At 56.8% G+C, this 12,694-nt stretch carries 15 protein-coding genes; 9 read left to right on the forward strand and 6 right to left on the reverse strand.

The annotated features are described in order from the left end of the window. The first annotated feature begins 36 nt into the window (after positions 1 to 36). From ffh to trmD, 8 genes are all read left to right on the forward strand, one after another. Positions 37 to 1,539 (forward strand): signal recognition particle protein, encoded by a 1,503-nt coding sequence (gene ffh, locus MWU60_RS13865; protein WP_247227960.1) that lies wholly within the window; start codon positions 37 to 39, stop codon positions 1,537 to 1,539. A gap of 86 nt (positions 1,540 to 1,625) precedes the next feature. Further along, the gene (locus tag MWU60_RS13870; protein WP_247227961.1) at positions 1,626 to 2,174 is read left to right on the forward strand and encodes a GNAT family N-acetyltransferase; all 549 of its coding nucleotides are present in this window, start codon (positions 1,626 to 1,628) and stop codon (positions 2,172 to 2,174) included. Then, complete coding sequence (locus MWU60_RS13875; RefSeq protein ID WP_247227962.1) at positions 2,171 to 2,683, forward strand: GNAT family N-acetyltransferase; 513 nt, start codon at positions 2,171 to 2,173, stop codon at positions 2,681 to 2,683. The genes MWU60_RS13870 and MWU60_RS13875 overlap by 4 nt, the downstream gene beginning before the upstream one ends. A gap of 73 nt (positions 2,684 to 2,756) precedes the next feature. Continuing rightward, entirely contained in the window at positions 2,757 to 3,053 is a 297-nt protein-coding gene (locus tag MWU60_RS13880) for a chorismate mutase (protein WP_247227963.1), read from the forward strand. Between the two features lie 49 nt (positions 3,054 to 3,102). Then, positions 3,103 to 3,525 carry a 30S ribosomal protein S16 gene (gene rpsP / locus MWU60_RS13885; RefSeq protein WP_247227964.1) on the forward strand — a complete coding sequence of 141 codons (423 nt, stop codon included), beginning with the start codon at positions 3,103 to 3,105 and terminating at the stop codon, positions 3,523 to 3,525. A gap of 65 nt (positions 3,526 to 3,590) precedes the next feature. Next, positions 3,591 to 3,737, forward strand: coding sequence for a hypothetical protein (locus MWU60_RS13890; protein ID WP_247227965.1), 147 nt, complete (start codon positions 3,591 to 3,593; stop codon positions 3,735 to 3,737). Next, complete coding sequence (gene rimM / locus MWU60_RS13895) at positions 3,737 to 4,252, forward strand: ribosome maturation factor RimM (RefSeq protein WP_247227966.1); 516 nt, start codon at positions 3,737 to 3,739, stop codon at positions 4,250 to 4,252. Before MWU60_RS13890 ends, rimM begins: the two co-directional genes overlap by 1 nt. Further along, positions 4,245 to 5,036 carry a tRNA (guanosine(37)-N1)-methyltransferase TrmD gene (trmD, locus tag MWU60_RS13900; RefSeq protein WP_247227967.1) on the forward strand — a complete coding sequence of 264 codons (792 nt, stop codon included), beginning with the start codon at positions 4,245 to 4,247 and terminating at the stop codon, positions 5,034 to 5,036. The genes rimM and trmD overlap by 8 nt, the downstream gene beginning before the upstream one ends. Positions 5,037 to 5,094: 58 nt before the next feature. On the opposite strand, the gene MWU60_RS13905 is transcribed toward trmD, so the two are convergent. The 3 genes from MWU60_RS13905 to MWU60_RS13915 are packed head-to-tail and all read right to left on the reverse strand — an operon-like array spanning position 5,095 to position 8,051. Continuing rightward, positions 5,095 to 5,523 (reverse strand): DUF1801 domain-containing protein, encoded by a 429-nt coding sequence (locus tag MWU60_RS13905; RefSeq protein ID WP_247227968.1) that lies wholly within the window; start codon positions 5,521 to 5,523, stop codon positions 5,095 to 5,097. A gap of 46 nt (positions 5,524 to 5,569) precedes the next feature. Next, entirely contained in the window at positions 5,570 to 6,400 is an 831-nt protein-coding gene (locus MWU60_RS13910; RefSeq protein ID WP_247227969.1) for a hypothetical protein, read from the reverse strand. Continuing rightward, positions 6,390 to 8,051: an NAD+ synthase gene (locus MWU60_RS13915; RefSeq protein WP_247227970.1), complete on the reverse strand. Its 1,662-nt coding sequence runs from the start codon at positions 8,049 to 8,051 to the stop codon at positions 6,390 to 6,392. The genes MWU60_RS13910 and MWU60_RS13915 overlap by 11 nt, the downstream gene beginning before the upstream one ends. A gap of 139 nt (positions 8,052 to 8,190) precedes the next feature. Between MWU60_RS13915 and MWU60_RS13920 the strand changes: the two genes are divergently transcribed. Continuing rightward, positions 8,191 to 9,600, forward strand: coding sequence for a 2-isopropylmalate synthase (locus tag MWU60_RS13920; RefSeq protein ID WP_247227971.1), 1,410 nt, complete (start codon positions 8,191 to 8,193; stop codon positions 9,598 to 9,600). A 67-nt stretch (positions 9,601 to 9,667) separates the two neighbouring features. On the opposite strand, the gene MWU60_RS13925 is transcribed toward MWU60_RS13920, so the two are convergent. The 3 genes from MWU60_RS13925 to MWU60_RS13935 all read right to left on the reverse strand — a co-directional run bounded on the left by MWU60_RS13925 (position 9,668) and on the right by MWU60_RS13935 (position 12,690). Then, positions 9,668 to 10,447 (reverse strand): class I SAM-dependent methyltransferase, encoded by a 780-nt coding sequence (locus MWU60_RS13925; RefSeq protein ID WP_247227972.1) that lies wholly within the window; start codon positions 10,445 to 10,447, stop codon positions 9,668 to 9,670. A gap of 69 nt (positions 10,448 to 10,516) precedes the next feature. Further along, a complete protein-coding gene (locus MWU60_RS13930; RefSeq protein ID WP_247227973.1) occupies positions 10,517 to 12,034 on the reverse strand; it encodes a cryptochrome/photolyase family protein in 1,518 nt (505 codons plus the stop codon). Continuing rightward, the gene (locus tag MWU60_RS13935) at positions 12,028 to 12,690 is read right to left on the reverse strand and encodes an SDR family NAD(P)-dependent oxidoreductase (protein WP_247227974.1); all 663 of its coding nucleotides are present in this window, start codon (positions 12,688 to 12,690) and stop codon (positions 12,028 to 12,030) included. The genes MWU60_RS13930 and MWU60_RS13935 overlap by 7 nt, the downstream gene beginning before the upstream one ends. Positions 12,691 to 12,694: the final 4 nt, after the last annotated feature.

The raw sequence follows: 12,694 nt of genomic DNA on the forward strand, positions 1-12,694 counted from the left end.
CGCAGGGCAACGATAACGAGACGAGGGCCTTGGCCGATGTTTGAAAATCTATCTGAACGCCTATCAGGTGTCTTTGACAAGCTGACCAAGCAAGGTGCGCTGACGGATGATGACGTCAAGACAGCGCTGCGCGAAGTGCGCGTGGCCTTGTTGGAGGCAGACGTGTCGCTGCCCGTTGCCCGTGATTTCATCAAGGCGGTGCAGGAGAAAGCAACTGGCCAGGCCGTCACCAAGTCGATCACCCCCGGCCAACAAGTCGTCAAGATCGTCCATGATGAACTCAAGCACGTTCTGACCGGAGACGAAGACCCCGGCGCGCTGAAGATCGACAATCCACCAGCCCCGATCCTGATGGTCGGCCTGCAAGGCTCGGGTAAAACGACGACAACCGCCAAACTGGCCAAGCGCCTGAAAGAAAAAGAAGGTAAGCGGGTGCTGATGGCGTCACTCGACACCAACCGCCCGGCGGCGATGGAACAGCTGGCGATCTTGGGTGGGCAGATCGGTGTCGATACGCTGCCCATCGTAAAGGGCGAAGACCCGGTTGCGATTGCCAAACGCGCCAAGACCCAAGCCAGCCTTGGCGGCTATGACGTCTATATGCTGGACACTGCCGGACGCTTGCATATCGATCAGGAACTGATCGCACAGGCCGCCGCCGTCCGCGATGTGGCGAACCCGCGCGAAACATTGCTGGTCGTTGACGGTCTGACGGGCCAGGACGCAGTGAACGTCGCACAGGAATTTGACGACAAGATCGGCGTGACCGGCGTGGTTCTGACGCGCATGGACGGCGACGGGCGCGGCGGTGCGGCGCTGTCGATGCGGGCCATCACCGGCAAGCCGATCCGCTTTGTCGGCCTTGGCGAAAAGATGGACGCGATTGAGACGTTCGAGCCAGACAGGATCGCAGGCCGCATCCTTGGCATGGGCGATATCGTCGCCCTCGTCGAAAAGGCGCAGGAAACCATCGAGGCCGAACAGGCCGAACGCATGATGAAGCGCTTCCAGAAGGGTCGCTTCAACATGAACGACCTCAAGATGCAGCTTGAGCAGATGATGAAAATGGGCGGCATGGAAGGCATGATGGGCATGATGCCCGGTGCCGCCAAAATGGGAAAACAGATGGCCGCGGCGGGGATGGACGACAGTATCCTGAAACGCCAGATCGCGCTGATCAATTCGATGACCAAGAAGGAACGCGCCAACCCCGATTTGCTGGCCGCCTCCCGCAAAAAACGGATCGCCAAGGGCGCGGGGCTGGAAGTGTCCGAGCTGAACAAACTGGTCAAACAGCACCGGCAAATGGCCGATATGATGAAAAAGATGGGCAAAGGCGGGATGCTGAAACAAGCCATGAAAGGGATGTTCGGCAAAGGCGGCGGCATGCCCGAAGGCGGGATGCCCGACATGAACGACCCCAAAGCGATGGCGGAAGCCGCCAAAGCGCTGCAAGGCAAAATGCCCGGCGGTTTGCCGGGTCTGGGCGGCGGGGCACAACTCCCCCCCGGCCTCTCTGGTTTCGGGAAAAAGAAATGACCCAACCCCCCGCTCTTTCTTCGTCCAATCAAACTTCCGCCGGAGGCATCCTGTCTTTGGCCAAACACGCTGTCGTCTGAGGCAAAATGACCCCAGCCCCCACCCTCACAACAGCACGGCTTATCCTGCGCGGCCCGCAAAAGCGGGACCTTGCGGCTTTCACCGCTTGGGTTACCGGCTCTGCGCGGATGGAGGCCGTGGGCGGACCTGATACCGAAGGCCACGCATGGCGCGGCTTTATCGCGGGGATCGGGCACTGGCATTGGCATGGCTATGGGTTCTTTACGGTGACCGAGCGGAAAACGGGTGTAGCGACAGGGCGGGTTGGCATCATCAACCATATCGAGTGGCCGCAGCCTGAAATGGCATGGCATATGTTTGATGGGTTTGAAGGCAAATCCTACGCATTTGAAGCCGCATGCGCGGTGCGCGAATGGGCGGGCCGGACTTTGGGATTACAACCGCTTGTGTCGCTGATCTCGCCCAACAACACGCGTTCGCTGGCATTGGCGACCCGGCTGGGTGCGACGGAAGAAAGCCGCGATGTGGTAGACGGCGAAAGCGTCATCGTATTCCGCCACTTGGCGTACAACGACAGCCGGGCCATAGCCCAAGCCGCCGAGGCTATCGCATGATCCCGACGCTACACACAGATCGGCTGTCGCTGCGCGCGCCACGCTGGGATGACTTCGATGCCTATGCCGCCTTCCGTGCCTCACCGCGCACGGCAACGGTAGGTGGTCCTTTCTCACGATCCGAGGCTTTCACACAACTCTGTGCAATTCTTGGCCATTGGTCACTGCGTGGCTATGGCCGCTGGATGGTGGCGGAGCGCGCGACGGATGCGCCGGTTGGCATCGTGGGTCTTTACTATCCAGAAGGCTGGCCTGAACCCGAACTTGCATGGTCTGTCTTTGATACCGCCGAAGGGTGCGGATACGCGCATGAAGCAGCGATAGCCAGCCGTACATATGCATATGATACGTTGGGTTGGTCCAGTTTGATCAGCGCCGTAGACCCAGCCAATACGCGCTCGGTTGCTTTGGCCAAGCGGTTGAACTGCGCACAAGAAGCCCCGTTTGAACACGAGGTCTATGGTTCCCTTCATATCTGGCGACACCCCGCACCGGAGTTAACCGCATGACTCCGACGCTGCAAACCGAATGCCTGACCCGGTGCACACACAAGCGCTGCAATTTCGCACAAGGACCCGTCCAATGACCAACACCGCAACCCGTGCCGCCGAGATCCTGAAAGGGCATCGCGAAAGCATTGACCGGCTTGATGCCATTCTTGTCTATACGCTGGGCGAGCGGTTCAAACATACGCAAGCCGTGGGCCGCCTTAAGGCGGAACATGACCTGCCCCCATCCGACCCCGCGCGTGAAGCGACCCAGATCGCGCGGCTCACCGACCTTGCAAACCGGGCCGATCTGGACCCCGAATTTGCTAAGAAATTCCTCAATTTCATTATTGAGGAAGTCATCCAACACCACAAACAACACCAATCGTAAGGTGGATCATGATCCACCTTACAAGCATCATCTTTAAGGAGACTATCTGATGGCTATGAAAATCCGTTTGGCCCGTGGCGGCTCAAAGAAACGTCCATTTTATGCAATTGTTGCTGCTGACAGCCGCATGCCGCGCGATGGCCGCTTCATTGAAAAGCTGGGCACATATAACCCCATGCTGCCCAAAGACAGCGAAGAGCGCGTCAAAATGAACATCGAGCGCGTCAAGTATTGGTTGGGCGAAGGCGCACAGCCGACTGACCGCGTATCGCGCATGCTGGAAGCCGCAGGCGAGCTGCCCAAGAAAGACCGCAGCAACCCCAAGAAGGGTACTCCGGGCAAGGCTGCTCAGGCACGTGCAGAAGAAAAAGCCGCGAAAGTGGCTGCTGCTGAGGAAGCTGCAAACGCACCTGTTGAGGAAGCACCTGCAGAAGAAGCACCTGCGGAAGAAGAAGCCGCAGCGACAGAGTAAACCTCTGACAGGTTGCCCCGGCACACGCCGGGGCAACACCCCCCTTCCCCTTTGGGACCAGCCCAATGTTCCGCTTGTTGCGCACGATCATTTTGGTGATGTTTGCTTTTGTGGCCGGCATGCTGTTTGAACGTGAGGGCCAACAAGGCGTTTGCGAAAGCGGCGGCGGGCTATGGATCGAAAATATCTGTGTCGGACCGGAGTTTAAGTGATGAGCGATCGTGTGATTGTTGGTGCCATTGGCGGCGCATTTGGTGTTCAGGGCGAAGTGCGCCTGAAGTCCTATTGTGCTGATCCACAAGCAATTTCCAGCTATACCCCGCTTTATGTCGAAGATGGCCGTTCCTTTGCCCAAATTGTTCTTACGGGCCAGCTCAAAAACGGATTCACCGCACGGATTGATGGCGTTGTCACCAAAGAAGACGCTGATGCGCTGCGCAATGTGAACCTCTATGCCGAACGGTCGCTAATGCCGTCTTTGCCCGATGATGAGTATTACTACGCTGACCTGATGGGTCTGACCGTTGTTGATACGGGTGGCGTGACGTTGGGTACGGTCAAGAACGTGATGGATCACGGCGCGGGCGATCTGCTTGAGGTCACAGTACCGGGTCAGGCCGAGACGATCCTGCTGCCGTTTACCCAAGCCGCAGTGCCAACTGTTGATCTGACCGCAAAACGTATCGTGGCCGACCCGCCTGACGGGCTGTTTCCTTCCGATGACTAAGAAGACGCCAAAATCAGCGGGGCGCATTGCAGTACGCCCAACGCTGAAACCGCGCGAATTGATGTCAGATACACCTGATATTGCAGGTTCTTGGACCGCGCAGATCATCACCCTGTTTCCGCAGGCCTTTCCCGGCGTGCTGGGGGAAAGCCTGACCGGCAAGGCCTTGCAGGACGGCCTGTGGCAGCTGCGCACCTATGACCTGCGCGACTATGGCATCGGCAAGCATCGCAATGTCGATGATACACCCGCAGGTGGCGGGGCCGGCATGGTGCTGCGCGCCGACGTGCTGGAGAAAGCCATCATTGATGCGCGCCGTGGCACCAAAGGGACGGCACCACTGATCTATCTTTCGCCGCGCGGTCGCCCCTTTGATCAGGCCATGGCCCGCGATTGGGCGCGCATGGACGGGGTCACGATGCTTTGTGGCCGCTTTGAGGGTGTGGACGAACGCGTGCTACACCACTTTGGCATTCAGGAAGTCAGCCTTGGCGATTTTGTGATGACAGGCGGTGAGATTGCCGCGCAAGCGATGATTGATGCGACCGTGCGCCTGTTGCCTGGTGTGTTGGGCAATGCGGAAAGTGCGATTGAGGAAAGCTTCTCGACCGGGCTGTTGGAGCATCCGCAGTTTACCAAGCCAGCCGAATGGCAGGGCTTGCCGATCCCCGAGGTGCTTTTGTCTGGCAATCATGCAAAGATTGCCGAATGGCGCCGCGAAATGGCGGAGAAGATCACGCAGGAGCGTCGGCCCGATTTGTGGGGTAAGCACCAAAAGAGATAGGGGCGCTGCCCCTCCGCTTCGCCTCACCCCGAAGTTTGATTGGACGAAGAAAGACGGGTCAGGTCGGCGTGATCGGCCAGCGTTTTCCCAGATCATCAAGGCCCGCGCGAATGAGTTCTTCAAGCACCTTCAGGTCCACATCGGCAAGCTTATTGATATAGAGGCAGGATTTGCCAATCTTGTGTTTACCCAACCGTTTCAGAATTGCTGCGAAATCCGCATAACCGGGCATGATGTAAACCGACAGGTTAGACTTGCGCGGGCTGAACCCGGTTGCCAGAAAGTCACCGCTGCGCCCGCTTTCATAGGTATAGTGGTACTGCCCATAACCGATGATCGAAGGCCCCCACATCTGTGGCTGCCAGCCCGTGATGTCGCGGAACGTCTGGTCCAGCACCTTGGCATCAGCTGCGCGCGTGGGGTGTTCAACCGCCCCGATGAAGTCAGCGACGCTTTGCTGGGTCACTTGTGTTTTGTTCTCGGCCATAGCGCATAATAGCCGGTTTTGTCGCGCCGGCCAACTTGCTGCTGCCCTATGGGTTATCACCTGAAGACAGGAAGCCCGCGACCAGAGCATCAAACTTTCTCTGATAATCTGTCAGCCGCTTTTCATCTTTCTTGAGGTTCAGGAATGGTTTGCGCCGTCCGGTGACCATAACCTCATTGCTTCGCGAGATTGAGCCGGTGCTTTGATAGGCAACAAGGTCTTTGCAGCGCAGATCAGGGCATTTTGCGCGCAGGTAAGCGTAGTCTTCGGTCGGAAAGGTGTTTGGCAGGCTTAGATCGGTAAGAGCCGCGCAGTGGGCCAAGGGACGCAAGCTGTCATCACCCAGCTTAATCGCCGTCAGTCGTAATTCGCGCAAATGGCGCAGATGTGTCAGCGGCTCTAACGTGTTGATCAGCTGCGTCGTATTCATTCCGCCCGAAATTGCCAACGCCCGCAGTTTTTTGATCTGCGCAAGCGGTGTGATGTCATTGGCATAACGCAGGTCATCCAGCACGAGACAGTCCAAACAAAGATCGGCAAGTGGCGAAAGATTGGACAGCTTTTGCACCCACCAAAGCCCAAGCCCGGTAAGCCCCTTCATTTGGCGGAGCGGTGCAAGCGTAGTCGTGCGCAGCCCGTTGAAGCCCAGAGCCGTCACATCAACATGCGCACACAGATGAGCCAGTTCGTTTTCGTTGACGGAATAGGCGAAGGCCCCGGACCCTTTGATCAGGTCGCTGATATCAAGAATCCGGTGCAACGTGCCATCGACGAACACATGCCCACCCTTGCCCTCTGGTACTGTTGCCTGGCCGCGCGCTGCGGTCAGAGCATCATTAAGACGCGCCTGCCGCGTGAACTGCGGTTCAACTGCCATCACGCCAGCGGTTCACGATAGGATAGCGGCGGTCAAGCCAGAACGCCCGATCTGACAGGCGTGGGCCGGGCGCGGATTGGAACCGCTTGTATTCGCTGATGTAGATCAGATGTTCCACCCGTTTTACCGTATCACGGTCGTATCCAGCGGCGACGCAATCCGCGACCGACGCTTCTTGATCCACCAGCATCATCAGGATGCCGTCAAGCACGTCATATGGTGGCAGACTGTCATCGTCGCGCTGATCGGGTCGCAGTTCGGCCGAGGGCGGTTTGTCGATGATCGCCACCGGAACAACCTCACCTGCCGGGCCCATCATCCAGTCGCGGTGGTTGGCATTGCGCCAGCGCGCGGCATCGAACACGCGGGTTTTATACATATCTTTGATGGGGTTATAACCGCCAGACATGTCACCATAGATCGTGGCATAGCCAACCGCGACCTCGGATTTGTTGCCGGTGGTCAAAAGCATTTCACCAAACTTGTTGGACTGTGCCATCAGCAACAGGCCCCGCAGACGCGATTGGATGTTTTCCTCGGTCAGGTCCTCGGCCAATCCGTCAAAAAGCGGAGCGAGTGCTTCGGTCACCGCAGCACGGGGTCCTGCGATGCTGATGGTGTCATACTTGCAGCCCAGCGCATCGGCAGCCGCTGCCGCATCATCAAGCGAGCCCTGCGAGGTGTATTCCGATGGCAGCATCACACAGCGGACGTTTTCAGCGCCAAGCGCGTCCACCGCGATTGCGGCAACAATGGCACTGTCGATCCCACCAGACAGACCCAACAGCACCTTTTTGAACCCGGTTTTCGCCATGTAGTCGCGCAGCGCATGCACCATCACGCCGTAGTCTTGTTCCATCGCATCAGGATGAGTCGCTTTTTCGCCATCTTTTGCGGTCCAGCCTTCGTCCGTCAGCTCAAAATCGACATGTGTGACGGCCGTTTCCAGTACCGGCATTTGCACCGCCAGCTTGCCGCCACGGTTCAGCACGAATGAGCCGCCGTCAAACATCTGATCGTCCTGCGCACCCATCATGTTGATGTAGACAATCGGTACGTTGTTTTCGATGACCCGTGACACGATGGTATTCATGCGGATCGGAAACTTGTTGCGGAAATAAGGCGAGCCATTGGGCACGACCAGAATCTCGGCCCCGCTTTCGACCATCGCTTCGCAAACGTCCGGGTACCAGGCATCTTCACAGATCGGATGGCCGATGCGTGCGCCATTGTTGATCATATAGGGACCGGCGATCTCGGCGCTTTTGAACAGGCGGACTTCGTCAAAAACATTGAAATTGGGCAAAAAGTGTTTGCGGGCGGTGGCCGCAATCTCGCCTCCGCGCAGGGTGAAATAGGCATTGTAAAGTCGCTCGTCCTCAACCACTGGCGCACCAATAGACAAGGCCGGACCGTCCGCGCAATCGTGGGCCAAATCCATCAGATGTCTCATGGCATCCGCAACAAAGGCGGGTTTGGCCACAAGGTCCTGGGTCTGGTAGCCGGTCAAAAACATCTCTGGTAGTGCCACCAGATCAGCGCCCGCTTCTTTGCCCTTGGCCCAGGCCGCACGGGCCTGATCAGCATTCCCTGCAAGGTTGCCCACAGTAGGGTTCAATTGCGCAATCGTGAGGCGAAATAATTTTGTCATAGTTTTGTCCCAAAGCCTTGTCATGCATGTAGCAGAAAGAGGCGCAGGGGAAAGCTGTTTGCGACTGCGTGGTGTTAACCGTTGTCAGGTGACACCCCGTCCCATAAGCTGCGCCAACGTGATACAAACGGAGAAACCGATGACGATGTTTGGACTATCAAAAGGTATTGCTGTTGCCATCTTAGCAGCAGGTGTTGCGACCAGTGCGACCGCACAAGACGTCCAGACAAAGCAGTATGATGACGGCGGTATCTACGAAGGTACATTCGTTGATGGCAAGCAGGACGGCACGGGAACGTACCGCCTCCCCAATGGGTATGAATATACCGGTCAATGGGTCGAAGGTGAAATCCGTGGCGAAGGGATTGCGCGCTTCCCCAATGGCTCTGTCTATGAAGGATCGTTTGCCGCAGGCAAGCCAGAAGGCCAAGGGCGAATCACATTTGCCGATGGTGGCACCTTCGAGGGCGAATGGGTCGACGGCAATATCACCGGCCAGGGTGTCGCTGAATATGCAAACGGTGTGGTTTATCAAGGCGAGTTCCGCAACGCCCGACACAACGGTGTCGGCATCATGACAAGCCCCGGCGGCTATGTTTACGAGGGCGAGTGGATCAACGGCGCCAAAGAAGGCCAAGGCAAGATCACCTATCCCGATGGCGCGATCTACGATGGCACCCTGAAAGCAGGCGAGCGTCATGGCATTGGCACGCTGACAATGGCAGATGGTCTGATCTACAGCGGCGAATGGGTTGACGGCCAAATTCAAGGCGTGGGCACGTTGTCCCAGCCCAATGGCGACGTCTATCAAGGCGCGCTGATCAATGGCCGCCGCGAAGGCGAAGGGTCCGTCGTCTATGCCAATGGTGACACCTATGAAGGCACCTTTATGAATGACCGCCGGCATGGCACAGGTACCTTCCGCGGGACCGATGGCTATGTCTACACAGGCGCATGGGTTGAAGGCCAAATCGAAGGCGAAGGCCAAGTGACTTATCCCGACGGGTCGGTCTACGTTGGCAGATTCGTCGATGATCTGGCTGATGGCAAAGGCACGATCACCTACCCTGACGGATCGACCTATGAAGGCGACTGGCAAGTAGGCGTGATCAATGGTGTTGGCGTGGCAACTTACGTGAACGGCCTTGTTTATGAAGGCGAATTCCTGAACGCCAAGAACCACGGTCAGGGCAAAATGACTTATGCCGACGGCTACGTGTATGAAGGCCAGTGGTCCGAAGGCCAGCGCAACGGTCTGGGTCGCGCGGTCTATGCGGACGGTACTGTCTATGTCGGTGAATTCCTGAACGGTCAGCGCAATGGCGACGGTGAAATCACACTGCCCGACGGGTTCAACTATGTCGGCCAGTGGCAAGACGGCGAAATCAGCGGCGCGGGGCTTGCGACCTATGCAAACGGCGACGTCTACGAAGGCAACTTTGTGCGTGGTCGCCGCGAGGGCGAAGGCATCATGCGCTACGCCACAGGTCAGGAAAGCATCGGCATCTGGTCCGATGGGGCGCTGGTGTCAGAAACTGGCGAAAACTAAACACTGATTTTCGACTTAGATTAAGAGGCTCTTGGCATCAGCTGAGAGCCTTTTTTGTGCGTGATGCCTAACAGGGCGCAACTTTCGCAGCCGTTAGCTTTGTAAAGCTGCGAAACTGCAACTGCCCATTATCATCCGCGTGAGGACCCAGAAGCTCTGCAAGTTCTGCGTCAAAGCGATCCTTTTGATCACCCAGCTTTGAGAAGGCAAAAGTATCGCGTGAATGCTGGCACAGGATGAAATCATCCACTGTTTGCTTGATTGGGCCAGAAATGAACTCAAACTCTTGCGTCACATTCACGTGGTTCTGATAGTCTTCCCAAAATGACGTGCCACTGTTTCTTTGGAATATCTGCCCAGTAATCAAAGGCACCCACCTGCCTAGGAAACTTTGCCAATCCGCCTCCCACGGAGGTTCATGTGCGCCATCACCGACAATAACCGCAAAAAGATAGTGTGGTTTGAGATGCACGCCGAGCTTTGGAAACAAGCGTGCATAATCCATCCAGTGAATGCTTAGAGCGGCAACGACAACATCATACTGTCCCGACAGAGGCGCATCTTCAGCGATGCTCTCGATCCATTGGATATTGTCCGCGCACCCATTTTCCAGTGTTTTGCCCAATGCGATCATTTGCTTTGATGGATCAACTGCGGTGATGTCGCCAAAAGTATCGGCCAGCCGTCTGGCGATTTTCCCATGGCCACACCCCAGATCAAGCAATCTGTCATGTGCCGGTGCCAACTCTATCAGTTTGTCATAAAGCGCTTGCGGATAAGGCGGACGATGGAGGTAGAGATCAACCACCTCAGCATTTCTGAAAGACGTTCCGATCGACTGCGTCATTGTTCCTCCAGATGCTTTCCCACGGCCCGATATACGATTGTACTTTAGACAAAAACCGTTGCGCTGCGGCTAAACGACTTTACCTGCATCCATCCGGTCAAGGAAATCGGATGCCTCCTTCAGCACGGTTTCGCGCCGTTCTTCATCCATCCGGTCCCAGACCCGGTACATATTCCCCATGCGCGGATTGCCCTTGAACCGTTCCCGATGGCGATCCAGAAAGTGCCAGTAAAGCAGGTTGAAGGGACAGGCGTCTTTGCCCGTCTTGTCCTGCACCCGGTATGCGCAAGCCCCACAATGATCTGACATCTTATGAATGTAGTTGCCGGACGAGATGTAGGGCTTTGACGCGATAATGCCGTCATCTGCAAACTGGCTCATCCCGATCACGTTGGGCGCCTCAACCCATTCATAAGCGTCAGCATAGACCGCCAGATACCATTCATGCACCTCAGCCGGGTTAATCCCGGACAACAGCGCGAAGTTGCCTGTCACCATCAGGCGCTGGATGTGGTGGGCATAGGCCTCGGCCTGCGTTTGCCCAATGGCCTTGGCCATGCAGTTCATTTTGGTCTCAGCGCCCCAGTACATCGCCGGCAGCTTGCGGTCATGACCCAACGCGTTGCGCGATGTGTAGTCAGGCCCTTCGCGGAAATAGATGCCGCGCACATATTCGCGCCAGCCGATAATCTGACGAATGAACCCTTCGACAGCGTTCAGCGGGGCCTGTCCTGCCCGATAGGCGGCCTCAACCTGTTGGCAGACGTCAAGCGGATCAAGCAGTCCGGCATTCAGATAGAAACTGATCAATGAGTGATAAAGGAAACGATTGTCATTCAGCATCGCATCCTGAAAGTCGCCGAACTTTTGCAGGCCACCTTCAATCCAATGGGTCAGTTGTTCCTGGGCTTGTTCGGCATCTGTCGCAAACCAGAACGGGTGCAGGTCACCGAAGTTGTCACCAAAGCGAGCGTCAACCAGATTGAGTACATCCTTATCCGGCGCGAACTTTAACGGCCCTGCAAAATCCACCTGATCCGGGGCAGGTTTGCGGTTGTCGTGATCGTAGTTCCACTTGCCGCCCTCGGGTTTATCACCGTCCATCAGCAGGCCCGTCTTGCGGCGCATGTCGCGATAGAAATACTCCATTCGCAGCTGCTTGCGGCCTTCGGCCCAACCGTCAAACTCCTGATGCGTCGCGATAAAGCGGGTGTCGGGCAGGCTATGCGACTTTAACGGCATATCACCCAACGCTTCGATCAACCGCCATTCGCCGGGTTCGGTGTAAACAACGCCTGTGGCATCATGTTCAGTAGCACGGCGGATTAACTCGCCAGTGATGGAGCCGGTGTTATCTGCGTCATCAAGCTGCGTGTAGGCGACCGTCCAGCCCTGCCCGCGTAGTTTTTCGGCAAACTTGCGCATGGCCATGAAGGTGAAAGCGATCTTTTTGGGATGGTGAGGGACATAAGTCGCCTCGCCCGTCACCTCGGCCATCACGACAACATCCTGCGTCTTGTCTGTCTTTTGCAAAGCAGACAGGTTCGTCGAAAGTTGGTCACCAAGAACAAGAACAAGCCTCACCACGCGATCTCCTGTCCTGCATAATCAAAGAAGCCACCGCTTTGGTCAGGTGTCAGCTTTGACAGGACATCCAACAGGTTTGCTGCGGCTTCTTCTGCCGGAACTGTTTTGTGACGACCAGCGTAGTTTTGCGTGAACGGTGTCTCAACCGTGCCGGGATGCAAAGCGACGCAAACAGATTGCTTGTGGCTGCGCCCCAACTCAATCGCGGCCCCATGTACGATTTGGTTGAGGGCTGCCTTTGACGCACGATATGAATACCACCCGCCGATCTGATTATCACCAATCGACCCCACGCGGGCCGACAAGGTCGCAATCACACCACGCCCGTCCTTTGGCAAAAGCCGGGCAGCATGGCGCAGGATCAGCGCAGGCCCAATCGTGTTCACGGCCAATACACGGGCCATTTCATCAGGCTTGATGGCTGAAAGGTTCTTTTCCGGGTTGCCCCAAAGCGGCGCCAAAATGCCAACTGCCACAAAGATCAGATCAAAAGGCCCTGTCAGCTGGCCCATCCCGCGCTCAACTGATGCGGCATTGCCTACATCGAAACCATCAATCGAGCGCGACAGACCTGTCACATCCCATCCGTCATTTTGCAGCCGTTTGAAAACGGCGGACCCGATACCGCCACTTGCCCCAATAACCAATGCGCGCATGCAA

This window comes from Yoonia sp. F2084L, from assembly GCF_023015625.1.
Taxonomy (GTDB): domain Bacteria; phylum Pseudomonadota; class Alphaproteobacteria; order Rhodobacterales; family Rhodobacteraceae; genus Yoonia.

Coding starts and splice junctions, on each gene's coding strand:
- MWU60_RS13870 (WP_247227961.1), top strand. CDS start 1,626: ATGACCCCAGCCCCCACCCTCACAACAGCACGGCTTATCCTGCGCGGC.
- trmD (WP_247227967.1), top strand. CDS start 4,245: ATGACTAAGAAGACGCCAAAATCAGCGGGGCGCATTGCAGTACGCCCA.
- MWU60_RS13935 (WP_247227974.1), bottom strand. CDS start 12,690: ATGCGCGCATTGGTTATTGGGGCAAGTGGCGGTATCGGGTCCGCCGTT.
- MWU60_RS13915 (WP_247227970.1), bottom strand. CDS start 8,051: ATGACAAAATTATTTCGCCTCACGATTGCGCAATTGAACCCTACTGTG.
- MWU60_RS13905 (WP_247227968.1), bottom strand. CDS start 5,523: ATGGCCGAGAACAAAACACAAGTGACCCAGCAAAGCGTCGCTGACTTC.
- MWU60_RS13890 (WP_247227965.1), top strand. CDS start 3,591: ATGTTCCGCTTGTTGCGCACGATCATTTTGGTGATGTTTGCTTTTGTG.
- MWU60_RS13910 (WP_247227969.1), bottom strand. CDS start 6,400: ATGGCAGTTGAACCGCAGTTCACGCGGCAGGCGCGTCTTAATGATGCT.
- MWU60_RS13880 (WP_247227963.1), top strand. CDS start 2,757: ATGACCAACACCGCAACCCGTGCCGCCGAGATCCTGAAAGGGCATCGC.
- rpsP (WP_247227964.1), top strand. CDS start 3,103: ATGGCTATGAAAATCCGTTTGGCCCGTGGCGGCTCAAAGAAACGTCCA.
- ffh (WP_247227960.1), top strand. CDS start 37: ATGTTTGAAAATCTATCTGAACGCCTATCAGGTGTCTTTGACAAGCTG.
- rimM (WP_247227966.1), top strand. CDS start 3,737: ATGAGCGATCGTGTGATTGTTGGTGCCATTGGCGGCGCATTTGGTGTT.
- MWU60_RS13920 (WP_247227971.1), top strand. CDS start 8,191: ATGACGATGTTTGGACTATCAAAAGGTATTGCTGTTGCCATCTTAGCA.
- MWU60_RS13875 (WP_247227962.1), top strand. CDS start 2,171: ATGATCCCGACGCTACACACAGATCGGCTGTCGCTGCGCGCGCCACGC.
- MWU60_RS13925 (WP_247227972.1), bottom strand. CDS start 10,447: ATGACGCAGTCGATCGGAACGTCTTTCAGAAATGCTGAGGTGGTTGAT.